Genomic DNA, 25482 nt, shown 5'->3' on the forward strand with positions numbered 1-25482 from the left:
GCAAACGCGCGGGGCTCCGGCCGCGCGCTTTTTCATTTGCGCCCTATTCTTTGTCCGGCAACGCGTCGCCCCAGTCCTTCAGGCCCTGACGCCCGGCGATTGTCAGCCGGTAAACCCCACGCTCCACGCGTTCGAACCAGCCATAGTGATCATCCGCCATAATCCGCGTCGCGGTCGGCACCCCGGCGGATTTTGCAACGATGCTGCCCCGCTCGGCCCCGGCAACCGCCAGATACTGGGCGCAGCGCAGCGCATCCTGGCGATAGCTGGTGACGATTCCATGCCGGGTGGCGCCACCGTCATTGGGATCCCCGGCCCGGCGCGCCCATTCGCGCAACAGACGCTGCTTGCGCGGCTTGGATTTGCGCGGGCTGTAGGGGCCGGGATCGCAGAGCACCTCAACCTGACCATCGCCGGGGCGGACATGGATCAGCCCCAGCCCCAGGCGTCGGCAGAGCGCCACCTCGGCGGCCAGCGCCTTGCGCCCCTTCTTTGGCTTTGGTACCGCCAGATAGACCAGATCGCTGATTGATTGCCGCGCCACGCCCTGATGCAGCAGCGACAGGGTGAACCCGGTCTTCAACTCGATCAGCAACGGTTCATCCGGCGTATCGGGGGCCAGCGCCATCACGTCTGCGGCGCCGACCTCGCCCTTGACGACATAGCCGCGCGCCTCAAGCCAGGCTTTCACCGGCGCGTAGAGATCGGTTTCTTTCTGCGTGATCCTGTGCTTGGCCATCACCCACCCTGCCCTTGCCCCGGCCTAACCGAGGCGGCGTTCAGAATCCACCATGCAACCGCAGCATTCGGGCGGGTGACAAGACGCAATACCGCCGCTATACCGCGCGCAATCGCGCAATTGAATGGATCCCGCAACATGACGATCAAGGTTTTCGGCCACAAATCCCCCGACACTGATTCCATCGGCTCGCCGCTGATCTGGGCCTGGTATCTGAGCGAGATACGCGGCACCAAGGCCGAGGCCAAGCTGCTGGGCGAACCCAACACCGAAGCCGCCTTCGTGCTGAAGAAATGGGGCTATCCGCAGCCCGAAATCATCGCCGATGTCGGCGCGGGCGACACCTGCGTGATCGTCGACACCAACAACCCCGCCGAATTGCCCGCCGGGATCAATACCGCCGATGTGATCCAGGTCATCGACCATCACAAGCTGGCAGGCGGGCTGGAAACCAAGGGCCCGATCGACATCACCATCAAGCCGCTGGCCTGTACCGCCACCGTGATGCACGAACTGATGGGGGCCAATGCCGCCAAGATGCCCGACAGCATTAAGGGGCTGATGCTGTCCTGCATCCTGTCGGACACGCTGGAATTCCGCTCGCCCACCACCACCGATCAGGACCGGGCGCTGGCCACAAGGCTGGCCGATGACCTGGGCATCGACATCGCCGCCTACGCGACCGAGATGTTTGAAGCGAAATCCGACATTTCAGCGTTTTCGGATGCCGAATTGCTGCGCATGGACAGCAAGGAATACGTGGTCGATGGCACCAAGTTCCGGGTGTCGGTGCTGGAAACCACCGCGCCCAAGATCGTGCTCGACCGCAAGGCGTCGCTGATCGAGAGCATGGCCAAGGTTGCCGCCGAGGACGGCGTCGATCAGGTGCTGCTGTTCGTGATCGATATCCTGCAAGAACAGGCGACGCTGCTGGTGCCCAACGCTCTGGTGAAATCCCTGGCCGAGAACAGCTTTGGCGTGCCGGTCACCGGTGACAGCGTGATCCTGCCCGGGGTGATGAGCCGCAAGAAACAGATCATCCCGTCGCTGAAGCTCTGATTGCCTTACCGGCTTGCGATGAAGAAAAGGCGCCCAATCGGGCGCCTTTTCTTCATCCGCGACCTGGCGACTTCGCAAGGCCCGCCCCGCCGGTGATTTCAACTCAATACGAAATCATCCCCGGTCGCCCGCCGGTCGCGGTGATCACCTCGCCGTTGATCGCCGAGGACAGCGGCGAGGCGAGGAAAGCGACGATATTCGCCATATCCTCGGCCGAGGGCACCGTGCCGTTGAGGGTGTTCGCCGCCATATCCGCCAGCACCGCGTCAAAGCTGCGGCCCTGCTCCTGCGCGCGCGCCGCCAGCATCGCGTCGACATTTTCCGTGCGCGTCATCCCCGGATGCAGCACCGAGGTTGTCACCCCGGTCCCGGCCAGATCGGCGGCGAGGTTTTTCGACATCGCCACCACCCCGGCGTTGCGGATCGCGCCGACCATGTCGCCGGGGCGATACATGCCGGTGCCGGAGATCGAGATGATCCGCCCCCAGCCCTGCGCCACCATCCCCGGCATGACCGCCTGGGCGGCGCGCAGATAGCCCATCACCTTGACGTTCATATGCGCCTCGAGATGGGCCTGGGTGACCTCGCCCGAGCGGGGCGGGCGTTTCTGCCCGGCGGGGGCTGCGGCGGAATTGACCAGAATGTCGATGCCGCCCAGATCGGCGATCACCGCCGCCGCCATCACTGGCACTGCGGTATCCGAGCCGGTGTCGCAGGGCGCGGCGATGGCCTGCGTGCCAAATTCCGCCGTGACCGCTGCAGCCGCCGCCTTGGCCGCCGCGACATCGCGCCCGACCAGTGCGACCGCCACGCCCTCAGCCGCCAGCGTTCGCGCAACGGCAAGCCCGATGCCACGGCTGCCGCCGGTGATCAGCGCGCGTTTGCCCTTCAACTGCAGTTCCATAGCCTGTCTCCCTCACGTTACCCGGCAAGGATGACGTGCGCCGGGCAAAGCGCAACCCCGCGCGGCACAGCCGGCGCCTGCTGCGCCCCTTGACCTTGGTCCGGCGCGCAAGGTCTATGACGCCATGACGACCACATCCCCCATTGCAGAGCGCAGCAATTTTGTCCTGGTGCTGGCGCTCTACGGCGCCGGGCTGGGCGCGGCGGCGCAATATGGCAAGGCCAGCGTGCTGTTCCCGCTGCTGCGCGACGCCTATCCGCAGGCCGGTGCCGGGCTGGGGCTGGTGGTGTCGGGCATCGGCATGCTGGGCATCGTCTTTGGCCTGACCGCCGGGCTGGTGGTGGCGCGGCTGGGGTTTCGACGGTTGCTGCTGGGGGCCCTTGTGTTCGGTGCGGCGATGTCGGCGCTGCAATCCGGCCTGCCGCCGCTGCCACTGATGATCGCCGCCCGGATTGCCGAAGGCCTGTCGCATCTGGTCATCGTGGTCGCCGCACCAACCCTGATCGCGCAGGTCTCGGCGCCGCGCCACCGGGCGATGACCCTGACCCTGTGGAGCACGTTTTTCGGGGTGTCTTTCGCGGTACTGGCCTGGGTCGGACAACCTTTTGCCCTGCGCCATGGCCCCGGCGCGCTGTTCTTGGCCCATGCCGGTTACCTGCTGGCGATGGCGGTGATCCTGGCGATCGGCCTGCCGCGCCAGCGCCACCTGCCCGCCGGTCCGCGCCTGACCCCCGCCGCCCTGATGCGCCAGCATCTGCGCATCTATCGCTCGCCCCGGATTGCGGCACCGGCGCTGGGCTGGCTGTTCTACACGCTGGGCTATGTGGCATTGGTCACGGTGCTGCCGGATTTCGTCGCGCCAGATCAGCGCAGCCTGGTCACCGGCGCGATGCCGCTGGCCGGAATGGTGGTGTCGATGACCCTCGGCGTGGTGCTGGTCAATCGCTTTGGCCCGGTGCCGGTGGTTCTGAGCGGGTTTTTTCTGGCGGTACCGGTGGCCCTGGCGCTGGGGTTCAGCGGGGTCAACCCGATGTTGGCCATCGCCCTGATCGCCTGCCTCGGGCTGGTGCAGGGCGCCAGCTTTGCCGCAGTGCCGCAGTTGAACCGGGGCGCCGAGGCGCAGGCCGAAGCGAATGGCGCCATGGCGCAGATGGGCAATCTGGGCAACTCGCTGGGCACCCCAATCCTGCTGGCCGCAACCAGCGCCTTTGGTCTGGCCGGGCTGACCGGATTTGCCATGCTCTGTTTCGCCGCCGGCGGCGCGGTGCATCTGGTGTTGGCCGCCGCGCGCCGCGTTGCCCCCGATACGGCAGAGGGTTAGGATCGCGGCGCCCCCAAGGAGAGCCAATCCGATGATCACGCATATCGACCATATCATTCTGGTCACCCCGGATATCGAGGGCATCGTCGCCTTTTACGCCCGGGTGTTGAAGATGGCGCCGCAAACCCTGGCCAGCGGCCAGCGCGCCCTCGACTTTGGCCAACAACGAATCGCCCTGCGCACCCCCGACGAGGTGCTGCACGATCACGCCGCCGTCGGTGCCTGCAACCTCTGCCTGATCAGCGACTGGCCGATGGATGAGGTGGTCGCGCATCTGCGCGCCGAAGATGTACACATCGATATCGGCCCGGTCGCGCGTGACGGCGCAATGGGCCCGCTGTTGTCGGTCTATTTCTCCGATCCCGATGGCAATCTGATTGAAGTTTCGCAGCCACTGCCCCGCCGATAACCCGCCCTTACCCGCCCTTGAAGGATCAGCATGACCCGTATCATCTCTGCCCTCGATGAAGTTTCCGACCGCTACGAGGCCCTGTTTGTCGATCTCTGGGGCTGTGTGCATGACGGGATAAAGGCCCTGCCCGAAGCGGTCGCCGCGTTGCAGGCCTATCGCCGCACTGGCGGGGCAGTGGTGCTGGTCACCAATTCACCGCGCCCGCGCGCCTCGGTCGAACAACAACTGGACCAGTTCGGCGTCGCCCGCGACGCCTGGGACGTGATGGCCACCAGCGGCGACAGCGCCCGTGCCGCAATGTTTCGCGGGGTGGTCGGCACCCAGGTCTATTACATGGGCGATAAGGACGATGCCGGGTTCTTTGAGCCGCTGAAGATCCTCACCGACCCGGCGCCGATCGCCAAGGTGCCGCTGGAGCAGGCCACGGGCATCGTTTGCCTTGGTCCGTTCGATCCGATGGCCGATCCGGCCGCCGCGCGTCCCGATCTGCTCTATGCCAAGCAGAAGGGGCTGAAACTGCTCTGCGCCAATCCCGATATTGTGGTGGACCGGGGCAGCCGCCGCGAGTGGTGTGCAGGGGCGATTGCCCAGCTTTATACCGAGATGGGCGGCGAGAGCCTGTATTTCGGCAAGCCGCATCCGCCGATCTATGATCTGGCGCGGCTGCGACTGGCCGGATTGGGCCGCGACGTGCCGCCCGACTCGGTGCTTTGCATCGGCGATGGCATCGGCACCGACATCCGTGGCGCCCTGGGTGAGGATTACGATTCGCTGTTCATCACCGGCGGCCTCGCCGCCGAAGAGACCGGCACCGAGGCTCATCCCACCTCGGATTCCCTGCAAGCCTTTATGAAAAAAGAAGAAGTGAGCCCAACCTATGCAATTGGCAAACTCCGCTGAGATCAGATTAGGGGTTGATTTTCTGCGTCTGCAAAGTAATTAAGTTGCTCTAACGGTCGCGCAGGCGTCCGATAATTACCCGGACGCGCAACCCTGGAGGGCCCGAATGTTGGACAACTTGCCCCGCGGCACGATCTGCATCGAAGATATCGAGATGGGGATGACCCGCCATCTGCGCAAAGCCGTGACCGACCGCGATATCGAAATGTTTGCCGAAGTCTCGACCGACCATAACCCGGTGCATCTGGACGACGCTTACGCCCAGGATACGATTTTCGAGGGTCGCATTGCCCATGGCATGCTGACCGCCGGGCTGATTTCGGCGGTGATCGGCGAACAACTTCCTGGTCATGGCACTGTCTATATGGGCCAGACCCTGAAATTCCTCGGCCCGGTGCGCCCCGGCGATACAGTTCTGGCCGAGGTCGAGGTGGTGGGCATCGATCACGCCAAACGCCGGGTGCAGCTGAACACCCGCTGCCTGGTGAATGGCAAGAAGGTCCTGATCGGCGAAGCCACGGTGCTGGCGCCGTCGCGCAAATTCGACTGAGTCGGCGCAGATGACTGCGACGGTTTCGGTTTATAACCCCTGATTCGCCCCCGATACCGGCTTGCGCCGCCCTGCGGCTGCGGCTACCCCTTCGCCCCATGCGGATCGTGCGCGACTATACCTTTGTCTCATCAGCTGATCGCGGCGCCAGCGCCGCCATTGGCAATTTCGATGGTGTTCACCTCGGCCATCAGGCGGTGATCGACCTGGCCCGCAAGGCCGGGGACGAGATCGGCGCGCCGCTGGCGGTGATGACGTTTGAGCCGCATCCCCGGCAGGTCTTTGCCCCGGATGCGCCGCCCTTCCGGCTGACCGGTGCCGCCGCACGGGCGCATCGGCTGGAAAAGCTGGGCGTCGATCTGCTCTATGAGTTGAATTTCAACCGCACCCTGGCGGGTTTCTCGCCGCAGGATTTTGCCCGCAAGGTGATCGTCGACGGGCTTGGCCTGCGGCATGTGGTGGTCGGCGCCGATTTCCATTTCGGCAAGGCACGGGCTGGCGATGCCGATGCGCTGCAAGCCTTCGGTGCCGAAATGGGTTTTGGGGTCACTGTGGCCAAGTTGCTGGAAGGGAACGGGATCCGGGTGTCCTCGACCGCGATCCGCACCGCTCTCAGCGACGGGCGGCCACGCGACGCCGCCGCGATGCTGGGTCATTGGCACCGGGTCGAAGGCCCGGTGGTGCGCGGCGACCAACGCGGTCGCGACCTCGGTTTTCCGACCGCGAACATGTCGATCGACGGGCTGCACCAGCCAAAATTCGGCGTCTATGCGGTGTTCGTCGACGTGCTCGACGGGCCCCATCGGGGCAGCTATCGCGGCGCCGCCTCTCTGGGGCTGCGGCCGCAATTCGATGGCGCGGCGCCCAATCTGGAAACCTATATCTTTGACTTCAAGGGCGACCTCTATGGCACGCCGATCTCGGTGGCGCTGGTCGAGTTTCTGCGCCCGGAACTGAAATTCGACTCTCTGGACGGGCTGATTGCCCAGATGGACAGCGATTGCGCCCGGGCCCGGGCGATCCTGGCCGCCGAATGAGCCGGGATGATCCGATCGACCGCAGCGGACTCAGGGATCGTTATTGGGAAACCACACCGCTCGACCGGATGACCCAGCGGGAATGGGAAGCGCTCTGTGACGGCTGCGGCAAATGCTGCCTGAACAAACTGGAGGACGAAGAAACCGGCGAGGTGGCGCTGACCCGGGTCGCCTGCCGCCTGTTTGATGACACCACCTGCAAATGCGCCCAATACCCGATCCGCCAGCAATTCGTGCCCGAATGCATCACCCTGCGCCCGCAGGAAATTGATCGCCATCTCTACTGGCTGCCGCAGACCTGCGCCTATCGGCTGCGCCACGAGGGCCGCCCGCTCTATGACTGGCATCCGCTGATATCGGGCAATGCCGACAGCGTGCATGACGCCGGGGTGTCGATGCTCAGCCGCACCGTCCCGGAATATGAAATCGACGAAGACGATTGGGAAGATCACATCATCGAGGAGCCGCTCTGATGCAGTTCAGATCCGACAATTACGGCCCCGCCCATCCCGAGGTGATGCAGGCGGTGATGGACGCCAATCAGGGCTATGACGTGTCTTACGGCGATGACGCCCCGATGCAGCAGGTGCGCGCCCAGATCCGCGAGATTTTCGAGGCGCCGGAAGCGGCGGTCTATCTGGTTGCCACCGGCACCGCCGCGAATGCACTGGCACTGGCGACGCTGGCCCGCCCCTGGCAGAGCCTGTTCTGCACCCCCGAGGCGCATATCGCCACCGACGAATGCAACGCGCCGGAATTCTACAGCGGTGGTGCCAAGCTGACCCTGGTCGGCGCCGGTGACAAGATGGACGCCGAGACCCTTCGGGCGGTGATCGCCCCCTTTGAGGCCCGCGGCGTGCATGGCGCCCAGCGTGGCCCGGTCAGCCTCACCCAGACCACCGAGCTGGGGCGCTGCTACACCCAGGCCGAGGTTGCCGCGATTGCCGATGTGGCGCATGACTTCGGCCAGCCGCTCTATATGGATGGCGCGCGGCTGGCCAATGCGATTGCGGCGCTGGGCTGTAGCCCCGCCGACCTGACCCATCGCGCCGGGGTTGACGCGCTGAGCCTTGGCGGCACCAAGAACGGCTGCCTCGGGGTCGAAGCGGTGGTGTTTTTTAACCCCGCCCGGGCCTGGGAATTCGAACTGCGCCGCAAACGCGGTGGGCATCTGTTTTCCAAGAACCGGTTCCTGGCGGCACAGATGCAGGCCTATCTCAGTGACGGGCTCTGGCTGCGCAGCGCCGCCGCCGCCAATGCCAATTGCGCCCGGCTGGCCGAGGGGCTGCGCCCGGTGCCAGGGGTGACGTTCCTGCATGAGCCCGATGCGAATGCGCTGTTCGTGCGGATGCCCCGGGCGATGCACCGGCGGCTGCGGGCGGCGGGTGGCCACTATTACCTCTGGGATGCGGAAGAGGCGGATCTGGCCCGCGAAGGTGGTCCGGTCCTGGCCCGGATGGTGTGCGATTGGTCGCTGCCGGTGGCAGAGATCGACCGGTTTGTGGCGCTGGCGGCAGCGTAAACGGACGGCGCAATCGGGCAGCGCAATCGGGTCGTCTGCGCCGAGCCGGAACCGGCGGCTCGGCTGGGCGATGTGATTGGGGGGCGGTCTGCCCCCGCCGCGGCTGCGCCGCGACTCCCCCGAGGATATTTCAGACCAGAGGAAGCGAGGCGGGGACGCTGGCGTTTGTGATGAGGAAGTCACGGATTGCCTTGGCGACCGGGGCCGGATGGGTGATCGGTGCCATATGGGCGGCGCCGGGGATGCTGACCCGGGTCACCTGCGGCAGACGCCGGGCCAGCCCGGCATGGATCATGTCGATATTCGGCGGGCTTTTCGCGCCTTCGATCAGCAGGGTCGGCACCTTGAGCCGCTCAAGCCTGGCTTCGGCCAGCATGTTGAGCGGATCGCCGTTGTTGGTTTCATTGACCGCCGCGATCAGCGGCATCCGGCGGATCAGCCCGTCGCGCTGGCGATCGCTCATCGCGTTCCAATCGCGCCCGTCGCCCCAGGTGCCGTGAAAGCTGCGCGCCGCTTCGGTGTAATCGCCGCGCGCCATCAACTGGACGAAAGGCCCGTTCAAGCGTTCGGTGACGCTGGGATGGTCGGGATGATCCCGGCGCACCACCCCGAAGAACACGCATTCGATCAAGGTCAGCGAAGCGATGCGCTCAGGCTGCTCGACCGCCAGCCGCAGAGCGACGGTGGCGCCAAAGCTGTGGCCGATCAGATGCACTGGCGCCTCGGGCAGCAGCGCCCGGCCCTGGGCACAGGCGCTTTCCTGATAGGGGCGGGACTGATCCCAATCCGCCGAGCCGCCATGCCCAGGCAGATCGTAGGCGGTGAGAGTCAGAAGATCCGACAATTCCGCCCCGAGCCCCTCGAAAGCGCCGGAATGGGCCAGCGAGCAATGCACCGCCAGCCCCGGCAGAGGCCCCTGCCCGATCACCCGCCAAAACGTGTCGATGCCGTCCAGTTTCGCTTGCGGCATCAAAGCCTCCCGGCCAGATGCGCCGCGAGATCGTCGAGCCGGTCCTGACCCCAGAACCGCTGACCGCTGTCTGTAATGTAGAAGGGCGAACCAAAGACGCCAGCCTCGATCGCCGCCTCAGTGTTGGATTCATAGGCCATGGCGCCAGTGAGCAGGCCGGAATCGGCCAGATCGGGGTCAAACCCCGCCGCTTTCAGGCAATCGCGGATCACCGCCTCATCGGCGATGTTCTTCTCTTCGGCCCAGCAGGCGCTCAGCACATTCTGCACCAGCGCGCCGATATCGCCGCCGCCCGCCGCCTGGGCGGCAATGATTGCATAGGCCGAAGGCGCCGGGTTGGTGGGGAAGAACGCCGGTTTGAGGGTCAGCGGCAGCCCGGTCTTGATCTGGGCGCGCTCCAGCTCTTGCCAGCGATAGGCCTGCCGCGCTGCCGGACGTTCGTTCAGCGGCTTGCCGCCTCCGGCGGCAAAGACCCGCGTCGACTCCACCGGCTTGTAGGCGATGCTGTAACCATGCGTCGCTGCCATCTCCTCAAGCCGGTTGCCCGCGAGATAGGCCCAGGGTGATAAAGTGAAGAAGTAATAGTCAATGTGCGCCATCTGGTCCCTTCCCGGCCCGGCAATGTTTGCAACACGGTATCTGGGTGATAAGCGGTGTCAACGTCACGATTCCGTCACCCCCGGGAAACCACACATATGGCCAATATTGTCGAACCGAAACTGATCGCTGGGAATTCCAACCTGCCCCTGGCCACCTCGATTGCGCGGCGGATGTCGATCCACCGAGGAATGACGGTCGGGTTGGTCAACACCCGGGTCGAGCGTTTCAACGACGGCGAAATCTTTGTCGAAGTGTTCGAGAATGTCCGTGGCGAGGACATGTATGTCATTCAAAGCACCTCGAACCCGGCCAATGACAACCTGATGGAACTGCTGATCATCGCCGACGCGCTGCGCCGCTCTTCGGCGCAGCGGGTGACGGCGGTGATCCCCTATTTCGGCTATGCAAGGCAGGATCGGCGCACCAAGGCGCGCACCCCGATCACCGCCAAGCTGGTGGCGAATATGCTGGTCGAAGCCGGCATCGCCCGGGTGTTGACGATGGATCTGCACGCCGCACAGATTCAGGGCTTTTTCGATATTCCGGTCGACAACCTCTATGCCAGCCCGATCTTTGCCCTGGATATCATGCATCAGTTCCGCGACCGGATGGACGATCTGATGATCGTGTCGCCCGATGTCGGCGGCGTGGCCCGGGCGCGGGAATTGGCCAAACGCATCGACGCGCCGCTGGCAATCGTCGACAAGCGTCGCGAAAAGGCCGGTGAGATCGCCGAGATGACGGTGATCGGCGATGTCACCGGCAAGACCTGCATTATCGTCGACGATATGGTCGACACCGCAGGCACCCTGTGCAAAGCGGCGGAATTGCTCTCCAACAGCGGCGCCACCGAGGTGCATGCCTATATCACCCACGGGGTGCTCTCTGGCCCGGCGGTCGAGCGGGTGGCGAATTCGGTGATGAAATCGCTGGTGATCACCGATAGCATCGCAGCCCCCGCCGCAGTGGACAAGGCGCCGAATATCCGGGTGCTGCCGACCGCGCCGATGTTTGGCCAGGCAATCCTGAACATCTGGAATGGTACATCGGTCAGTTCATTGTTTGAGCATGACACGCTGGAACCGATCTATGAAGGCTTTTTCAAAAGCTGAATAGGTAATGTAGCATTAGCAGAATTTCCGCAGATCGGCATGTCGTGCGCGTCGAACTGACGCGATTGCGAAGCTGGCGCGTGACCGGCATTTGTCATCGGCTCTTGGGGCGGGATCTCATCGCACGCTTGAATCCAGAAGCCGATGGCGGCCTGATCCTCGACGTCTCAAACCACCCGCATTTGATCGAATTGCGTCTGATTGATCGGCTCTGCGGCGCGATGACCCATGGCGGTGATCAATAGAGATCCCATTCGTCCTGGTGGCGCAATTCACCGATCGCCATCCAGCGGACCCGGGCGCGGGCAATGCGGGTGTCGCTCCAGGTGCGAAACACCAGGGTAAAATCTTCGGCGGTAATCGACTCGGCCGAGATTTCGCCGCGGATATTGGTGGAACTGTCCAGATCCCACATCGACAGGGAGCAATGCACCGCCGGAGACTTGCGGAAACTTTCCGAGAATTTCACTTTATTGCGGATTTCGCGGGCCCCGTTTCCGGTCCACATGGCGCCGCCGTCCTCATAGTCCGAGAACAGGATGTTCTCGCCCTGGTCGATGCCAATCCAGTGATTTCTTAGCCGCTTCATAGATCTGTGTCCTGTTTCAGAACCCCGACCTAAACCGCAAATCCGGCCAGATTGTGGACCAATCAAGGAAAATCCGGTGCCACGATTGCCGCGCAAGGTCCAATCCCTGGTCTGTCCTTGTGAAATTCCCAAAGGATTCGCTTGCTTGCTGGTCTGCCAAAGCCCTAGTCTCGTCCGACGGGGTGGCAGTAAAAGGCGCCCTGTCAGGCGTCACGCAGGACGGGAGACCTCTGCGTCGCCTATGAAATGGGAGAGAGAAAATGAAAAGCACCACTTTCGCGTGCGCGGCGGCTGCTGCGTTCGCGCTTGGCCTGACTGCAATGCCTGCATCGGCCCTCGACATGACCTTCGGCACCTATGTGTCGCCGACCTCAACCACCTTCCGCGCGGGCTCTGAGCCGATGCTTCGGCGCCTCGAAGAGCAATCCAACGGCGAAATGAAATGGGAAACCTTCACCGGTGGCGCCATGGGCGGCCCGAAAGAGCTGCTCGGCAACGCAGGGGCCGGCATTCTTGACGCCTCCGGCGTTGTCGATATTTACGTCAAAGCATCGCTGCCGCATTCCACGCTGGTTTCGGGGATGTTGATCGTTGGCGAAGACCCGGCGGCGATGGCCGGCGCGATGAATGAATTCCAGCTGCTGCATTGCCCGGATTGCCTGAAAGACCACGAGAAGAACAACGTCAAGGCCATGGGCTTTTCAGCGACCGGGACCTATCACCTGATCTGCAAGGACGAAGTCCACACCGCGGAACAGCTGCGTGGCAAGAAAGTCCGCGCCGTGGGCGGCATGGGCCGGGCGATCCAATCGCTGGGCGGCACGCCGGTGTCGATCACCACCGCCGAGATGTATGAAGCCATGCAGCGCGGCCAGATGGATTGTGCCACCGCGTCCGCCGCTTGGCTTGACACCTACAACCTGCGGGATTTCTCGAAATCCATCGTCATCGACAGCCTTGGCTCCTATTTCGGGATCATGAGCTTTGTGATCAACAAGGACGTCTGGGACGATCTTTCGGAAGCCAACCAAAAGATCATCAAGGCCAACATGGCACGCGTGTCCGCAGACGTCGTGTTTGCCTATGCGCCCGAAGGTGCCGAAGCGATCAAGAACTTCGAAGCTAAAGGCGGCAAGGCCTATACGTTTGACGACGAGATGCAGGCCAGATTGGCCAAGGCGCGCGCCGACGAATATGCGTACACGATCGCATTCGGCAAAAAGAACGGCATCGAAAACGCCGAGGAACTGGTGACCACATTTGAGAAGCTGGTCGACAAATGGAACGGCATCATGAAAGAAGTCGGCACCGACAAAGAGGCCTATATTCAGCGCCTTCAGGAAGAAGTCTACGACAAGATCTGATCACTTCACGACCCCAAACGACCACGGCCGACCACGGCCGACGATGTCACAGCATCGTTGGCCGTTCTCGTTTCCAGAGTACTTACCTGAATTATCGGTTACATAGTATGTGAGATAGTCACGAGATGTGACTCTTGAATCCATATTTATTTCGGATTTCAGGCAGTAAAAATGGAATACTGGTTTTGGAAAGGTATTACTTGCTTTTCAGAATCAACATAACCTGTCCGGTAGGGGTAGCCGTTTCATAGATCTGTGTCCTGTTTCAGAACCCCGACCTAAACCGCGAATCCGGCCAGATTCTGGACCAGTCAAGGAAAATCCGGCGTCGCAATTGTCGCATCAGGTTCAATCCCTGACCTGTCCTTGTGAAATTCTCACAGGAGTCATTTGCTTGCCGGTCAGCCAGTGTCATAGGTTTGCCCGACAGGGTGCCAATAGAAGGCACGCTGTCGGGTGTCACACAGATCGGGAGAGATCTGTGGCGCCTGTGAAATGGGAGAAAGAAATGAAGAGCACTACTTTCGCGTGCGCGGCGGCTGCTGCGTTCGCATTTGGCCTGACCGCAATGCCTGCATCGGCCCGCGACATGACCTACGGCAGCTATACGTCGCCGACCTCGACCACGATGCGCACAGGAATTGCGCCATTGCTGAAGCGGCTCGAAGATCAATCCAACGGCGAAATGAAATGGGAAACCTTCACCGGTGGCGCCATGGGCGGCGCGAAAGAGCTGCTCGGCAACGCAGGGTCCGGTATCCTTGACGCCTCCTTGGTTGTGGACATCTATGTCAAAGCGTCGCTGCCGCATGCCTCGTTGATTTCGGGGATGATGGTCGTTGGCGAAAACCCGCTGGCGATGGCCGGCGCGATGAATGAATTCCAGTTGCTGCATTGCCCGGGTTGCCTGAAAGACCACGAAAAGAACAACGTCAAGGCCATGGGCTTTACCGCGACCGGGACCTATCACCTGATCTGCAAGGACGAAATCCACACCGCGGAACAGCTGCGCGGCAAGAAAGTCCGCGCCGTGGCCAGCGTGGGCCGGGCGATCCAGGCACTGGGCGGCACGCCGGTGTCGATCACCCTCCCCGAGATGTATGAAGCCATGCAGCGCGGTCAGATAGATTGTGCCACCGGATCCGCCGCTTGGCTTGACACCTACAACCTGCAGGATTTCTCGAAATCCATCGTCACCGACAGCCTTGGTTCCTATTTCGGAAGCATGAACTTTGTGATCAACAAGGACGTCTGGGACGATCTTTCGGAAGCCAACCAAAAGATCATCAAGGCCAACATGGCACGCGTGTCCGCAGACGTCGTGTTTGCCTATGCGCCCGAAGGTGCCGAAGCGATCAAGAACTTCGAAGCTAAAGGCGGCAAGGCCTATACGTTTGACGACGAGATGCAGGCCAGATTGGCCAAGGCGCGCGCCGACGAATATGCGTACACGATCGCATTCGGCAAAAAGAACGGCATCGAAAACGCCGAGGAACTGGTGACCACATTTGAGAAGCTGGTCGACAAATGGACCGGCATCGTGAAAGAAATCGGCAACGACAAAGAGGCCTATATTCAGCGCCTTCAGACCGAGGTCTACGACAAGATCTGATCACTTCACGACCCCAAACAGCGACGGCCGGCGATGTCACAGCATCGTCGACCGTTCTCGGTTCCAGCGCACTTACCTGAATTATTGGTATACATGTGACCTGCCACGGTTTTTTTCTTCCACCGTCGATTAGAGTCCGGCCCAACCTTGAACACGGAAAATGAAGCGCGCGGAACCCGCCGCCAGCCAGGCCAACCAAACCTGTGCTCACCATCGTCAGGCTGAAAACATGGGAAGAAACCATGACACTGTCCAAGCTTTCGCAGGTCATCGCATCATCGAACAGACAAACGGCGAAATCACTTGAGAAGCCTTTACCGGCGGCGCCAAGGATCTGCCCGTCCAACGCGGGCAATGGCATTCTGGACGCCTCGAGCGTTGGGGATATCTACGTCAAGGCGTGAAGGACATGGGCGGTCAAATGCTCGATGTCGATGCGGCCTTCAAGCAGGCATTCGAAGGGACTTGGACTCACGAAGTCGAGCTGGCGATCGCCACCGATAAAAAAACTATATCGAACATGCCGAGGAGATGGTCAAAGCCTTCACCGATTCGATCGAAAAATGGATCAAGATCGTTGCCGAAGCCGACGGCGACAAGGAGGCCAGGAAAGACGCGATTGATCGAGAATTTTTAATTAAAATCTGAATATTAGCCGATATCCGGGTGACAGATTCGCCGTCCGGATTCGCCGGTCAAGTAACCAGTGACCGAACACCAAAGTTTATATGCATGAAGGTTGTTACAGCCTCGACAGAATAACTTGCTTACTTGCCGGTCAATTAATAGACTCTTTGCCGAAGCGTCACCTAAAACGACGCCTACCGGGAGGATGGAGCCGACCCCGGACTACGATACGGGTTCCTTGGGAGAAAAAAATGAACATTAAAAATACAACTCTAGCTGCTGCAGCACTGGCCATGGTGGCCGGTACCGGCTGGGCGAAAGAACTGACCTACGGCACCTACACCTCGCCGACCCATACGGCGATCGTCTATGGCGTCGGCCCCGCGCAGGAACGGATCACCGCCGCCACCAATGGCGAAATCACCTTTGAGAACTTCACCGGTGGCTCGATGGGCGGTCCGAAAGACCTGCTCGGCAATGCTGGCAGTGGCATTCTGGACGCGGCTTCGGTGGTCGACATCTACGTGAAATCCTCGCTGCCGACTGCCGTGATGGTGTCCTCGATGATGGCCATCGGCCACAACCCCAAGGTGATGGCTGCCGCGATGAACGAGTTCCAGCTTCTGCATTGCCCGCAGTGTGTTGAAGAGCGCGCCCGCAACAACGTGATCGGCCTGTCCTGGTCGTCAACTGCAGCCTATCATGTGTTGTGCAAGGAGCCGATCAAGACCCTTGCCGATCTGCAAGGTAAAAAGATCAGGGCGACGTCGGGAATCGGTATCGCTATGAAGGCAATCGGCGCATCACCGGTTTCGATCACCACCTCCGAAATGTACGAGGCCATGCAGCGTGGTCAGATCGATTGCGCTGTCGGTTCCGCCGCCTGGCTGAACACTTACAACCTCAAGGATGTCACCAAAGGTGCCTGGTCGAATCCGGTTGGCTCTTACTTCGGCAGCATGAACTGGGCGATCAACCTCGACACCTGGAATGACCTGACCGCTGACCAGCAGCAAGCATTCAAAGACGGGTTGGCACAAAGCACGGCCGACATCATGTGGGCCTATGTCAGTGACAACGAAAAGGCGCTGGAATGGCTGGCCGCGAATGGCGGGACTGTCGAAGAATCCGACCAGGCCTTCAAGGATGCTTGGAAGGTCCAAGAAGACAACGCCTATGCCACCGCCTTGGCCAATGCCGAGAAAGACGGCATCGAGAACGCGGCGGAACTGCTTGAGACCTACCGAGAGCTGGTCGCCAAATGGACCGCGAAAATGGAAGTCATCGGCGACGACAAAGACGCCTATCGTGATGCCCTCCAAGCCGAGGTCTTCTCCAAGATCTGATTTGCCACTTCACCGGGATCGGGTCGTGCTCTGCCGAGCATTGGCCTGATCCCCTGAACAACGGACACACACATGCTACGCGCGATCGAACAAGTCGCCTCCCGCATTTCCGGCCTTGTGGCCATGATCGGCGGCATCATCCTTGCCCTGATGATGGTCCAGGTTTCCCTGGATGTGGCAGCGAAATACATCTTTCACACACCGATCCCATCAACCCTTGAAATCGTCTCGGCCTACTACATGGTCGCCTTGGTGTTTCTGCCGCTTGGTGTGGTCACCCGAGACCATGAGCACCTCGAAGTTGAGCTGTTCACCCAGCATCTGTCGCTTCGTAAGGTTGCGTTCTTCAAGATGCTGGGCTGCGTGATCGGCGCGATCTATTGCGGCTTTCTGTTCATCGAAGGCCTGGAACACGCGATTCACCAGACTAAAATCGGCGAGGTTTGGGAAACCGCGACCTTCGACATTCCAGTCTATGGGGCCCGTTGGTTCTTTCCGGCCGGTATCTTTCTCACCTTGGTTTATCTGATCCTCTACGCGATCAACAACTTTGCCTTCATGACACGTGGTGAACATGTGCTTCCGGACCGGAGCATCAAGTCAGCGGTCGAAGCGGCGGTTGAAGAGGCCAATAAACTTGCAGGCGACGATGGCAACCTTGGCGTTGGCCACGACGGTGCCGCAGCGGACTAACGGACATACCCGCAACGCGGCGCAAGGTTACGCGCCCGTTTTCCGGGAACAGGGAACAGAATAATGGAATCACTTACTATCGGTTTTATTGGCGTTGGCGCGATCCTCGTGCTTCTTGCCGCACGCGTGCCGATCGCGTTCGCGCTCGGCTCGGTGTCGATGGTCGGGATCATGATCGTGCGCAACACCAAAGCAGCCTTCGCGATGATCGGGAGCCTGCCGCATGAATTCGCCTCGAGTTGGGAATTGTCGGCCATTCCGATGTTCCTGCTGATGGGTGCGGTGGCCTACAAGACTGGCCTGACCTCCAGCCTCTATGGGGCGGCACGGGTCTGGCTGAACAGCCTGCCGGGCGGCCTGGCGGTGGCGACAAACTTCACCGCTGCCGGCTTTGCCGCCGCTTCGGGATCCTCGGTGGCCACCTCGGCCGCGGTTGGCCGCTTGGCCATCCCCGAGATGCTGAAATACGGCTATGACAAGTCACTGGCGACCGGGACCGTTGCTGCTTCGGGTACCCTCGGCGCGTTGATCCCGCCGTCGATTGCCTTTGTGGTCTACGGCTTCTTCACCGAGCAATCGGTGGGTCGCCTGTTGATGGCTGGTCTGGTCCCCGGTCTGATGACCGCTGGCGCCTATACGATCATGATCGTTGGTCGCTGCACCATCTGGCCGAAACTGGCGCCCAGAGCGGCCATTAATGTGACTTGGGGCGAACGTTGGCGCAGCCTGCGCGACGTCTGGCCGCTGCCGCTGCTGGTGCTTGGTGTGATCGGGTCGATCTACGCCGGTGTCGCGACCCCGACCGAAGCCGGTGCTCTTGGTGCCACCTTCGCGATCCTGATCGGGCTGGTGCAGGGACGTGCCAGTTTCGAAGTGCTGAAGGATGCGGTGATGGATGCCCTGCGCACCACCTCGTCGCTGTTCTTCCTCGCCATCGGCGCGGTGCTGCTGACCCGGTTCCTGGCTCTGGCCGGGGTGCCGACCTTCATCGCCAATCTGGTGTCGGATATGCAACTGAGCGAAATCGAATTGGTGATCGCGCTGGCCATCATCTATCTGATCCTCGGGATGTTCCTCGATCCGCTGGGCGTGATGCTGCTGACCCTGCCGGTGTTCCTGCCGGCCTTTGATGCGCTGAACGTCAACCTGATCTGGATCGGTGTGATTGTGGTCAAGATGATCGAGATCGGTCTGTTAACACCACCAGTTGGGCTCAACGTCTATATCGTGAAGAATGTCGTCGGCGATGCCGTGCCGTTGGCCACGATCTTTAAGGGTGTTGGCTGGTTCCTGCTCTGTGAATTCTTCATCATGTGGGCGCTGATCTGGAATCCCCAGCTGTCGCTCTGGCTGCCGAACCTGATGATGGATTGATCCACCACCAAGCAAAGTAACGAAAGCCCCGGAGCCGTGCTCCGGGGCTTTTTTCGTTTGGGGAAGTATGGCCAAAGCGGTGGCTGTATCGCCCTACCCTGCCTTTACTCAACCAGACCGGAACCTTGGTCTTCTGGTCTGATCCGCAGAGATCACACGATGAACGTCGTCATCGCGACAGCGTAGTAACGCCACACATGGGAATGGAGCTGATGACGGCGCTGCGGGATTTCGGTGGCGGGTGACCTGCGCGACAGTCAATTGGTGACGCTTGCCCCGAAATGGCGTCCGGCGCCCGTCAATTTTCATGCGCTGTGGCCCGACAATGTGCCGAACGACGGGGCCCGCCCTTCATTTCCACACGGTTCCTGGCAACCCGCATGCTGCCTGTCTGTTCCCGAAATGCAAAAGACCCCGGACAATGCCGGGGCCTTTCTTCTGAATGCAGGTGTCGATCAAAGGTTGGCTTGGTTCGGGTCCAAACCGATATGGCCACCCATGGCCACCATATCCGCCAGCAGCTTTGCCGCGCCATCCACCGCGTCGCCCGCCGCATTGGCATGTGCCGCCTTCGCTTCGGCGACCCAGTCATTATACAAATCCTGGGTCATTTCCTTTTGGTGCAGCGCGCGTTCGGCCAACACCGTCACCCCATCGGCGTTGATTTCGGCAAAGCCGCCCGAGACGACATAGGAATCGTCACCAGCGGGCCCGGAAATCGACAGCAGGCCGGGGCGCAGCGTGGTGATCAGCGCCGCATGCCCCTGCATCGCCGTCAGATCGCCATCGGCGCCGGGAATCTGCACCGAGGAAACCTCGCCAGAGACCAGGCTACGCTCAGGCGAAACCAGATCGAACTTCATGTTATCGGCCATATCTCAGCCCCTTACGCAGCTTCGGCTGCCAGTTTCTCGGCTTTGGCTTTCACTTCCTCGATGCCGCCAACCATGTAGAAGGCCGCCTCGGGCAGGTGATCGTATTCGCCGGCCACAACCGCCTTGAACGAGGAAATCGTGTCTTCCAGTGGCACCTGAACCCCGTCGGAGCCGGTGAACACTTTGGCCACGTCGAAAGGTTGGCTCAGGAAACGCTCGATCTTACGAGCCCGGGCCACGGCCAGTTTGTCCTCTTCCGAAAGCTCATCCATGCCAAGAATGGCGATGATATCTTGCAGCGACTTGTAGCGCTGGAGGATTTGCTGAACGTCGGTTGCAACCTTGTAATGCTCTTCGCCGATGATCAGCGGATCGAGCAGGCGCGAGGTCGAACCAAGCGGGTCAACCGCCGGATAGATGCCCTTTTCCGAGATCGCACGATCCAGAACCGTGGTCGCGTCAAGGTGCGCAAACGAGGTTGCGGGCGCCGGGTCGGTCAAGTCATCCGCAGGCACATAGACGGCCTGAACCGAGGTGATCGAACCGGATTTGGTCGAGGAAATCCGTTCCTGCATCGCACCCATGTCAGTGGCCAGCGTCGGCTGATAGCCCACAGCCGAGGGGATCCGACCCAGCAGTGCCGACACTTCCGAACCCGCCTGGGTAAAGCGGAAGATGTTGTCGACAAAGAACAGCACGTCCGAACCGGTGTCGTCGCGGAACTGTTCCGCCAGCGTCAGACCGGACAGGGCAACGCGCATACGTGCCCCCGGCGGCTCATTCATTTGGCCATAGACCAGAGAGATCTTTGAATCGCTCAGATTGTCGGGGGTGATAACCCCGGATTCGATCATCTCGTGGTAAAGGTCGTTGCCCTCACGAGTCCGTTCGCCCACGCCGGCAAACACCGACACGCCCGAGTGCACCTTGGCGATGTTGTTGATCAGTTCCATGATCAGAACCGTCTTGCCCACGCCGGCACCGCCGAACAGGCCGATCTTGCCGCCCTTGGTATAGGGGGCCAGCAGGTCGATGACCTTGATGCCGGTGGTCAGGATTTCGGTTTCGGTCGATTGCTGGTCAAAGGCCGGGGCCTCGCCGTGGATGGCGCGGCGTTCGGTCGACTCGACCGGGCCTTTTTCGTCAACCGGCTCGCCGACCACGTTCAGGATGCGGCCCAGCGTGGCATTGCCAACCGGGACCGTGATCGGGCCATCGGTGTCGGTCACTTCCTGGCCGCGGACCAGACCTTCGGTCGCGTCCATAGCGATGCAGCGCACGGTGCTTTCGCCCAGGTGCTGCGACACTTCCAGAACCAGCGTCTTGCCGTGGTTGTCGGTGGTCAGCGCGTTCAGAATCTGCGGCAGGTGTTCGCCGAATTGCACGTCGACCACGGCGCCAATCACCTGAGTGATCTTACCTTTTGCGTTTGCCATCTTTGTCTCTCCGGTTCGATCAGAGCGCTTCCGCGCCCGAAATAATTTCGATCAGCTCGTTGGTGATCACAGCCTGCCGCGAACGGTTGTACTGGATCGTCAGCTTGTCGATCATGTCGCCCGCGTTGCGGGTGGCGTTGTCCATCGCGCTCATCTGCGAGCCGTTGAACGAGGCGTTGTTTTCCAGCAGGGCGGTGAAGATCTGGGTTGCGACACCGCGCGGCAGCAGGTCGGCCAGGATCTCTTCTTCGCTGGGTTCGTAATCATAGACCGCACCGCTGTCGGCATCCGCTTCCGTCTCATAGGCGGCCGGGATGATCTGCTGTGCGGTCGGGATCTGGGTGACCACGTTGACGAACTTCGAATAAAAGATCGTGGCAACATCGAATTCGTCAGCGTCAAACCGTGTCAGCACATCCTTGGCGATGTCCTGCGCATTGGCATAGCCCAGTGATTTGACCGCGCTCAGATCGACATGGCTGACAAACAGATCGCCAAAATCACGGCGCAGGTTGTCACGGCCTTTCTTGCCGACGGTGATGATCTTGACCGTCTTGCCCGCCGCCTTCAGGCTTTGCGCATGGGTCTTGGCCAGCTTGGCGATATTGGCGTTGAAACCGCCGCAAAGCCCACGCTCTGCGGTCATCACCACCAGCAGATGCACCTTGTCCTCGCCGGTTCCGGCCAGCAGCCGCGGCGCGGATCCGCTGCCCGCGACCGAGGCGGCCAATTGCCCAAGCACGGCATTGAACCGCTCGGCATAGGGCCGGGCGTTTTCAGCCGCTTCCTGTGCCCGCCGCAGTTTCGCGGCGGCCACCATCTGCATGGCCTTGGTGATCTTGCGGGTCGATTTGACCGACGCGATCCGGTTCTTCAGGTCCTTGAGGTTGGCCATGTCCCGCCCCTCTTATGCGAAGTCGGCGGCGAATTCGTCGATCACTGCCTTCAGCTTGTCAGCCGCGTCGCCCTTGATCTTCGGATCATCGTTGGTGATCCAGTCAAGCACGTCGGACTTCTGGTTGCGCAAGAAGTTCAGCAGGTCGCGTTCGAACCGAGAGACATCGGCCAGCGGCAACTTGTCGAGATAGCCATTGGTGCCTGCAAAGATCACGCAGACGATTTCAGCATTCGACAGCGGCGAATATTGCGCCTGTTTCATCAGCTCGGTCAGCCGCGCGCCACGGTTCAGCAGGCGCTGGGTCGAGGCGTCGAGGTCGGAACCGAACTGGGCAAAGGCCGCCATCTCACGGTATTGCGCCAACGACAGTTTCACCGGACCGGCGACCGAGGACATCGCGGAGGTCTGGGCCGAAGAGCCAACCCGGCTCACCGACAGACCGGTGTTCACCGCCGGGCGGATACCCTGGTAGAACAGTTCCGTCTCAAGGAAGATCTGGCCATCGGTGATCGAGATCACGTTGGTCGGGATAAACGCCGACACGTCGCCACCTTGGGTTTCGATGATCGGCAGCGCGGTCAGCGAGCCCGAGCCGAAATCTTCGTTCAGCTTGGCCGAGCGTTCCAGCAGGCGGGAGTGCAGATAGAACACGTCGCCGGGATAGGCTTCACGCCCCGGCGGGCGACGCAGCAGCAGCGACATCTGGCGATAGGCGACGGCCTGTTTGGACAAATCATCATAAATGATCAGCGCGTGGCGGCCATTGTCGCGGAAATGCTCCGCCATTGCGGTCGCGGTATAGGGCGCCAGGTATTGCATCGGTGCCGGTTCCGACGCGGTTGCAGCAACCACGATCGAATAGGCCATGGCCCCGGTTTCTTCGAGCTTTTTCACCAGCTGCGCCACGGTCGAGCGTTTCTGGCCGATCGCGACATAGACGCAATAGAGCTTTTTGCTCTCATCGTCGCCCGCCGCTTTGTTATAGCTTTGCTGGTTCAGGATCGAGTCCAGCGCCACGGCGGTCTTGCCGGTTTGCCGGTCGCCGATGATCAATTCGCGCTGACCACGGCCAATCGGGATCATTGCGTCGATGGATTTGAGGCCGGTCGCCATCGGTTCGTGCACCGATTTACGCGGGATGATGCCCGGCGCCTTGACGTCGGCCAGACCACGTTTGGAGGTCTTGATCGGGCCCTTGCCGTCCAGCGGGTTGCCGAGGCCATCAACGACCCGGCCCAGCATTTCGTCGCCAACCGGCACGTCGACGATGGCGTTGGTCCGCTTGACCACATCGCCTTCCTTGATGTCGCGGTCGGTGCCGAAGATCACGACGCCGACGTTGTCGCTTTCGAGGTTCAGCGCCATCCCCTGGATGCCGCCCGGAAACTCGACCATCTCGCCGGCCTGCACATTGTCCAACCCGTGGACCCGCGCGATACCGTCACCGACGCTGAGCACCCGGCCAACTTCGGCCACCTCGGCCTCCTGGCCAAAGCTTTCTATCTGCGCCTTGAGGATCGCAGAAATTTCAGCTGCTTGGATACCCATTATCCGACCTCTTTCATTACATTCTGGAGGGCTGCGAGCTTCGCCCGGATCGACGTATCGATCATCCGGGAGCCCACTTTGACAACAAGACCGCCGATGAGGCTCTCATCGACGGTCGCTTTGATCTTCACATCCTTGCCAACCGTGGCCGCAAGGGTTTTCGACAGTTTTTCCGCCTGGGCCTTGGTCAGCGACTTGGCGCTGACAACCTCGGCCATGACCTCGCCCTTATGCTCGGCAATGGCGGCGCGCAGGGCAGCGACCAGCTGCGGCAGCACGAACAGGCGCCGTTTGGTCGCCATCAGGCCCAGGGTGTTCTTGACAGTGGCCGACAGGCCCATCGCATCGGCCAGCGCGGCAACCGCCTGCGCCTGCTCGTCACGCGTATAGATCGGCGAAGACAGCAGATCGCGGAAGTCCGCGCTCTCGCCCATCGCCGCATCCAGCGTGTCAATGTCAGTTTCCAGGGCGGCAAGCCCTTTGTCATCTTTGGCTATGTCAAACACGGCTGTCGCATAGCGCGCCGCGATGCCGGATGAGATCGAAGCTGGTTCGGACACGTCCACCCTTCCGCGTTCTGGCTCCGGCCTCCGCGCAAGCGAACGCGGCCCCGGAGCAGTGGGAGCCTTGATAGGTCTCAAAGCATCAAAATCGGCGTGGGTGTAGCAGAGCGCTTTGGCGCGGGCAACCTGTGAAACCCGCTTTTGTCGGGAGGTTGGGCCCTTGTTTTGCGGGGTTAGCGGCAGATCGCAGAAATCTGTTGCGCTTTGCCCCAGACCGTTAGCGCTCGCGCTTTCGGGCGCCTGGCGCCGGGGGACGAATCTGGCGGCCGCGCCCGGCTCGACTCCCGCGCCAAAACCGCTTGGAAACACTGAGTTTCACAGGTTTTCACCCACCTTGTCGCGAAATCGCCTAACAACAGGCAACGCCACCCGGGCCGCAATGCCCGGCGCCTGGCGTTAATTGGGGGCAAATAGATGTTGGAACTGATCCTGGTGCTGGCCGCGGCCTTTTCTGCGGGCTTTTTTATCGACATGGGCGATGATGAGGCCGAAGCCATGGCCGCCAAGGACGCCGATGCTAAAGCGCGCGACGATCTCCTCGCCGCCCTATCGGGTCGCGCCCGGCTCTGACCGGGCCGCAAAACCTGCGGCAACCGCCGCATTCAGCGCGCCTGTGTCAGTCGCCCAGCCGCGCGGTTTCCGGTTTCGCCGCGCCCAGCCCTTCCAGCACTTTCAACCGGCTTGGTGCCTTGGCATGGACACCGGGACCGGCGGGCATCTGCACCCGTTTCGTCGCCTCGACCATCAGCACCCCGCCCGCCATCACCATCGAGAACCGCCGCCCCAGCTTTTCCCAGCTGGTTCCGGTCTTCAGCCAGAAGCGTCGGGTCGAGGGCGGTTGGAACAGGGTGTTCACATGGGCTTCGGGCAGGAAGGCATGGCGTTTCAGCTGCGCCTCCAACTGACCTTGGCTATAGGGTCGGCCATGGCCAAAGGGGGTGCGGTCGCTGCGCGCCCAGAGGCCGGATCGGTTCGGCACCACAAAGATCACCCGCCCGCCCGGCCCCAGCACCCGAAAGCATTCCTCAAGCAGCTCCGAGGGCTGTTCGCTGACCTCAAGCCCGTGCATCACCACCAGCTTGTCGACATGACCGGTCTCGATCGGCCATTCGGTTTCCTCGCTCAGCACGCTGACATTGGGCTGCCCGGCGGGCCAGGGCATCACCCCCTGTGGCGCGGGCATCAGCGCGATCACCCGCCGCGCCTGCGCCAGGTAAGGGCGCAGCAAAGGCGCGGCAAAGCCGAACCCGACCACGGTCTGGCCCTTGGCCTCGGGCCACATGCGGATCAGATTGTTGCGAATGTGCTGCTGGGCCGCTCGACCGAGGGTCGAACGATAGTAGAAATTCCGCAGATCGGTCACGTCTTGATGCATTGCACCTCCGCCGCACATGCGGTTCGATAGGGAACATAGCAACGACGAGGTGAAAA

At 61.6% G+C, this 25482-nt stretch carries 28 protein-coding genes; 17 read left to right on the plus strand and 11 right to left on the minus strand.

Annotated features, from left to right (window positions below; genetic code table 11):
- Positions 1-43: 43 nt before the first annotated feature.
- Positions 44-739 (minus strand): DUF2161 family putative PD-(D/E)XK-type phosphodiesterase, encoded by a 696-nt coding sequence (locus tag P1U48_RS03230; RefSeq protein WP_301067137.1) that lies wholly within the window; start codon positions 737-739, stop codon positions 44-46.
- 138 nt (positions 740-877) lie between these two features.
- On the opposite strand from P1U48_RS03230, the gene P1U48_RS03235 reads away from it, so the two are divergent.
- The gene (locus P1U48_RS03235; RefSeq protein ID WP_301067138.1) at positions 878-1798 is read left to right on the plus strand and encodes a manganese-dependent inorganic pyrophosphatase; all 921 of its coding nucleotides are present in this window, start codon (positions 878-880) and stop codon (positions 1796-1798) included.
- Positions 1799-1901: 103 nt separating this feature from the next.
- Here P1U48_RS03235 and P1U48_RS03240 read toward each other — a convergent pair whose 3' ends face one another.
- The gene (locus P1U48_RS03240; protein WP_301067141.1) at positions 1902-2702 is read right to left on the minus strand and encodes an SDR family oxidoreductase; all 801 of its coding nucleotides are present in this window, start codon (positions 2700-2702) and stop codon (positions 1902-1904) included.
- A 124-nt stretch (positions 2703-2826) separates the two neighbouring features.
- On the opposite strand from P1U48_RS03240, the gene P1U48_RS03245 reads away from it, so the two are divergent.
- The 7 genes from P1U48_RS03245 to P1U48_RS03275 all read left to right on the plus strand — a co-directional run bounded on the left by P1U48_RS03245 (position 2827) and on the right by P1U48_RS03275 (position 8444).
- A complete protein-coding gene (locus P1U48_RS03245; RefSeq protein ID WP_301067143.1) occupies positions 2827-4023 on the plus strand; it encodes an MFS transporter in 1197 nt (398 codons plus the stop codon).
- 31 nt (positions 4024-4054) lie between these two features.
- Positions 4055-4432, plus strand: coding sequence for a VOC family protein (locus P1U48_RS03250; protein WP_301067146.1), 378 nt, complete (start codon positions 4055-4057; stop codon positions 4430-4432).
- 30 nt (positions 4433-4462) lie between these two features.
- Entirely contained in the window at positions 4463-5335 is an 873-nt protein-coding gene (locus P1U48_RS03255; RefSeq protein WP_301067148.1) for a TIGR01459 family HAD-type hydrolase, read from the plus strand.
- 106 nt (positions 5336-5441) lie between these two features.
- The gene (locus P1U48_RS03260) at positions 5442-5885 is read left to right on the plus strand and encodes a MaoC family dehydratase (RefSeq protein WP_301067150.1); all 444 of its coding nucleotides are present in this window, start codon (positions 5442-5444) and stop codon (positions 5883-5885) included.
- 98 nt (positions 5886-5983) lie between these two features.
- Positions 5984-6922: a bifunctional riboflavin kinase/FAD synthetase gene (locus P1U48_RS03265; RefSeq protein WP_301067152.1), complete on the plus strand. Its 939-nt coding sequence runs from the start codon at positions 5984-5986 to the stop codon at positions 6920-6922.
- Positions 6919-7395, plus strand: coding sequence for a YcgN family cysteine cluster protein (locus P1U48_RS03270; RefSeq protein WP_301067154.1), 477 nt, complete (start codon positions 6919-6921; stop codon positions 7393-7395). Before P1U48_RS03265 ends, P1U48_RS03270 begins: the two co-directional genes overlap by 4 nt.
- Positions 7395-8444, plus strand: a complete 1050-nt coding sequence (locus P1U48_RS03275; RefSeq protein ID WP_301067157.1) for a beta-eliminating lyase-related protein — start codon at positions 7395-7397, stop codon at positions 8442-8444. Before P1U48_RS03270 ends, P1U48_RS03275 begins: the two co-directional genes overlap by 1 nt.
- 130 nt (positions 8445-8574) lie before the next feature.
- Here P1U48_RS03275 and P1U48_RS03280 read toward each other — a convergent pair whose 3' ends face one another.
- Both P1U48_RS03280 and P1U48_RS03285 read right to left on the minus strand, forming a co-directional pair.
- Entirely contained in the window at positions 8575-9414 is an 840-nt protein-coding gene (locus P1U48_RS03280; RefSeq protein ID WP_301067159.1) for an alpha/beta hydrolase, read from the minus strand.
- Entirely contained in the window at positions 9414-10013 is a 600-nt protein-coding gene (locus P1U48_RS03285; protein WP_301067160.1) for a 2-hydroxychromene-2-carboxylate isomerase, read from the minus strand. The genes P1U48_RS03280 and P1U48_RS03285 overlap by 1 nt, the downstream gene beginning before the upstream one ends.
- 96 nt (positions 10014-10109) lie before the next feature.
- Here P1U48_RS03285 and P1U48_RS03290 point away from each other — a divergent pair, with 96 nt between their 5' ends.
- A complete protein-coding gene (locus tag P1U48_RS03290; protein ID WP_301067162.1) occupies positions 10110-11126 on the plus strand; it encodes a ribose-phosphate pyrophosphokinase in 1017 nt (338 codons plus the stop codon).
- 44 nt (positions 11127-11170) lie between these two features.
- Positions 11171-11371 (plus strand): hypothetical protein, encoded by a 201-nt coding sequence (locus P1U48_RS03295; protein ID WP_301067165.1) that lies wholly within the window; start codon positions 11171-11173, stop codon positions 11369-11371.
- Here the strand turns inward: P1U48_RS03295 and P1U48_RS03300 are convergent.
- Entirely contained in the window at positions 11365-11715 is a 351-nt protein-coding gene (locus P1U48_RS03300) for an H-type lectin domain-containing protein (RefSeq protein WP_301067167.1), read from the minus strand. The two genes, P1U48_RS03295 and P1U48_RS03300, sit on opposite strands and share 7 nt — an antisense overlap.
- A 320-nt stretch (positions 11716-12035) precedes the next feature.
- Between P1U48_RS03300 and P1U48_RS03305 the strand changes: the two genes are divergently transcribed.
- The 6 genes from P1U48_RS03305 to P1U48_RS03330 all read left to right on the plus strand — a co-directional run bounded on the left by P1U48_RS03305 (position 12036) and on the right by P1U48_RS03330 (position 18731).
- Positions 12036-13079 (plus strand): C4-dicarboxylate TRAP transporter substrate-binding protein, encoded by a 1044-nt coding sequence (locus P1U48_RS03305; protein WP_301067169.1) that lies wholly within the window; start codon positions 12036-12038, stop codon positions 13077-13079.
- A gap of 394 nt (positions 13080-13473) precedes the next feature.
- A complete protein-coding gene (locus P1U48_RS03310; protein WP_301067172.1) occupies positions 13474-14691 on the plus strand; it encodes a C4-dicarboxylate TRAP transporter substrate-binding protein in 1218 nt (405 codons plus the stop codon).
- Between the two features lie 242 nt (positions 14692-14933).
- The gene (locus P1U48_RS03315) at positions 14934-15095 is read left to right on the plus strand and encodes a hypothetical protein (protein ID WP_301067173.1); all 162 of its coding nucleotides are present in this window, start codon (positions 14934-14936) and stop codon (positions 15093-15095) included.
- Between the two features lie 474 nt (positions 15096-15569).
- Positions 15570-16664, plus strand: a complete 1095-nt coding sequence (locus P1U48_RS03320) for a C4-dicarboxylate TRAP transporter substrate-binding protein (RefSeq protein ID WP_301067175.1) — start codon at positions 15570-15572, stop codon at positions 16662-16664.
- 72 nt (positions 16665-16736) lie between these two features.
- Positions 16737-17357 carry a TRAP transporter small permease subunit gene (locus P1U48_RS03325; protein WP_301067178.1) on the plus strand — a complete coding sequence of 207 codons (621 nt, stop codon included), beginning with the start codon at positions 16737-16739 and terminating at the stop codon, positions 17355-17357.
- A gap of 63 nt (positions 17358-17420) precedes the next feature.
- The gene (locus tag P1U48_RS03330; protein ID WP_301067180.1) at positions 17421-18731 is read left to right on the plus strand and encodes a TRAP transporter large permease; all 1311 of its coding nucleotides are present in this window, start codon (positions 17421-17423) and stop codon (positions 18729-18731) included.
- Between the two features lie 455 nt (positions 18732-19186).
- Here the strand turns inward: P1U48_RS03330 and P1U48_RS03335 are convergent, their stop codons facing one another.
- Genes P1U48_RS03335 through P1U48_RS03355 form a run of 5 tightly spaced genes read right to left on the minus strand, consistent with a single transcriptional unit; the run spans position 19187 to position 24048 of the window.
- Positions 19187-19606, minus strand: a complete 420-nt coding sequence (locus P1U48_RS03335; RefSeq protein ID WP_301067182.1) for a F0F1 ATP synthase subunit epsilon — start codon at positions 19604-19606, stop codon at positions 19187-19189.
- Between the two features lie 11 nt (positions 19607-19617).
- A complete protein-coding gene (atpD, locus tag P1U48_RS03340) occupies positions 19618-21042 on the minus strand; it encodes a F0F1 ATP synthase subunit beta (protein ID WP_301067184.1) in 1425 nt (474 codons plus the stop codon).
- Positions 21043-21061: 19 nt separating this feature from the next.
- Positions 21062-21937: a F0F1 ATP synthase subunit gamma gene (locus P1U48_RS03345; RefSeq protein ID WP_301067187.1), complete on the minus strand. Its 876-nt coding sequence runs from the start codon at positions 21935-21937 to the stop codon at positions 21062-21064.
- A gap of 12 nt (positions 21938-21949) precedes the next feature.
- On the minus strand, positions 21950-23488 hold the full coding sequence (gene atpA / locus P1U48_RS03350; protein WP_301067189.1) for a F0F1 ATP synthase subunit alpha: 1539 nt from the start codon (positions 23486-23488) through the stop codon (positions 21950-21952).
- Entirely contained in the window at positions 23488-24048 is a 561-nt protein-coding gene (locus P1U48_RS03355) for a F0F1 ATP synthase subunit delta (RefSeq protein ID WP_301067303.1), read from the minus strand. The genes atpA and P1U48_RS03355 overlap by 1 nt, the downstream gene beginning before the upstream one ends.
- Before the next feature lie 417 nt (positions 24049-24465).
- Here P1U48_RS03355 and P1U48_RS03360 point away from each other — a divergent pair, with 417 nt between their 5' ends.
- Entirely contained in the window at positions 24466-24621 is a 156-nt protein-coding gene (locus tag P1U48_RS03360; protein WP_301067191.1) for a hypothetical protein, read from the plus strand.
- A 46-nt stretch (positions 24622-24667) separates the two neighbouring features.
- Here the strand turns inward: P1U48_RS03360 and P1U48_RS03365 are convergent, their stop codons facing one another.
- A complete protein-coding gene (locus P1U48_RS03365) occupies positions 24668-25426 on the minus strand; it encodes a methyltransferase domain-containing protein (RefSeq protein WP_301067193.1) in 759 nt (252 codons plus the stop codon).
- Positions 25427-25482 lie beyond the last annotated feature (56 nt).

The organism is Pseudooceanicola sp., assembly GCF_029213205.1.
In the GTDB taxonomy this organism is placed as follows: Bacteria; Pseudomonadota; Alphaproteobacteria; order Rhodobacterales; family Rhodobacteraceae; genus Pseudooceanicola.

Coding starts and splice junctions, on each gene's coding strand:
- P1U48_RS03230 (WP_301067137.1), bottom strand. CDS start 739: ATGGCCAAGCACAGGATCACGCAGAAAGAAACCGATCTCTACGCGCCG.
- P1U48_RS03235 (WP_301067138.1), top strand. CDS start 878: ATGACGATCAAGGTTTTCGGCCACAAATCCCCCGACACTGATTCCATC.
- P1U48_RS03240 (WP_301067141.1), bottom strand. CDS start 2,702: ATGGAACTGCAGTTGAAGGGCAAACGCGCGCTGATCACCGGCGGCAGC.
- P1U48_RS03245 (WP_301067143.1), top strand. CDS start 2,827: ATGACGACCACATCCCCCATTGCAGAGCGCAGCAATTTTGTCCTGGTG.
- P1U48_RS03250 (WP_301067146.1), top strand. CDS start 4,055: ATGATCACGCATATCGACCATATCATTCTGGTCACCCCGGATATCGAG.
- P1U48_RS03255 (WP_301067148.1), top strand. CDS start 4,463: ATGACCCGTATCATCTCTGCCCTCGATGAAGTTTCCGACCGCTACGAG.
- P1U48_RS03260 (WP_301067150.1), top strand. CDS start 5,442: ATGTTGGACAACTTGCCCCGCGGCACGATCTGCATCGAAGATATCGAG.
- P1U48_RS03265 (WP_301067152.1), top strand. CDS start 5,984: ATGCGGATCGTGCGCGACTATACCTTTGTCTCATCAGCTGATCGCGGC.
- P1U48_RS03270 (WP_301067154.1), top strand. CDS start 6,919: ATGAGCCGGGATGATCCGATCGACCGCAGCGGACTCAGGGATCGTTAT.
- P1U48_RS03275 (WP_301067157.1), top strand. CDS start 7,395: ATGCAGTTCAGATCCGACAATTACGGCCCCGCCCATCCCGAGGTGATG.
- P1U48_RS03280 (WP_301067159.1), bottom strand. CDS start 9,414: ATGCCGCAAGCGAAACTGGACGGCATCGACACGTTTTGGCGGGTGATC.
- P1U48_RS03285 (WP_301067160.1), bottom strand. CDS start 10,013: ATGGCGCACATTGACTATTACTTCTTCACTTTATCACCCTGGGCCTAT.
- P1U48_RS03290 (WP_301067162.1), top strand. CDS start 10,110: ATGGCCAATATTGTCGAACCGAAACTGATCGCTGGGAATTCCAACCTG.
- P1U48_RS03300 (WP_301067167.1), bottom strand. CDS start 11,715: ATGAAGCGGCTAAGAAATCACTGGATTGGCATCGACCAGGGCGAGAAC.
- P1U48_RS03305 (WP_301067169.1), top strand. CDS start 12,036: ATGCCTGCATCGGCCCTCGACATGACCTTCGGCACCTATGTGTCGCCG.
- P1U48_RS03315 (WP_301067173.1), top strand. CDS start 14,934: ATGACACTGTCCAAGCTTTCGCAGGTCATCGCATCATCGAACAGACAA.
- P1U48_RS03320 (WP_301067175.1), top strand. CDS start 15,570: ATGAACATTAAAAATACAACTCTAGCTGCTGCAGCACTGGCCATGGTG.
- P1U48_RS03325 (WP_301067178.1), top strand. CDS start 16,737: ATGCTACGCGCGATCGAACAAGTCGCCTCCCGCATTTCCGGCCTTGTG.
- P1U48_RS03330 (WP_301067180.1), top strand. CDS start 17,421: ATGGAATCACTTACTATCGGTTTTATTGGCGTTGGCGCGATCCTCGTG.
- P1U48_RS03335 (WP_301067182.1), bottom strand. CDS start 19,606: ATGGCCGATAACATGAAGTTCGATCTGGTTTCGCCTGAGCGTAGCCTG.
- atpD (WP_301067184.1), bottom strand. CDS start 21,042: ATGGCAAACGCAAAAGGTAAGATCACTCAGGTGATTGGCGCCGTGGTC.
- P1U48_RS03345 (WP_301067187.1), bottom strand. CDS start 21,937: ATGGCCAACCTCAAGGACCTGAAGAACCGGATCGCGTCGGTCAAATCG.
- atpA (WP_301067189.1), bottom strand. CDS start 23,488: ATGGGTATCCAAGCAGCTGAAATTTCTGCGATCCTCAAGGCGCAGATA.
- P1U48_RS03360 (WP_301067191.1), top strand. CDS start 24,466: ATGTTGGAACTGATCCTGGTGCTGGCCGCGGCCTTTTCTGCGGGCTTT.
- P1U48_RS03365 (WP_301067193.1), bottom strand. CDS start 25,426: ATGCATCAAGACGTGACCGATCTGCGGAATTTCTACTATCGTTCGACC.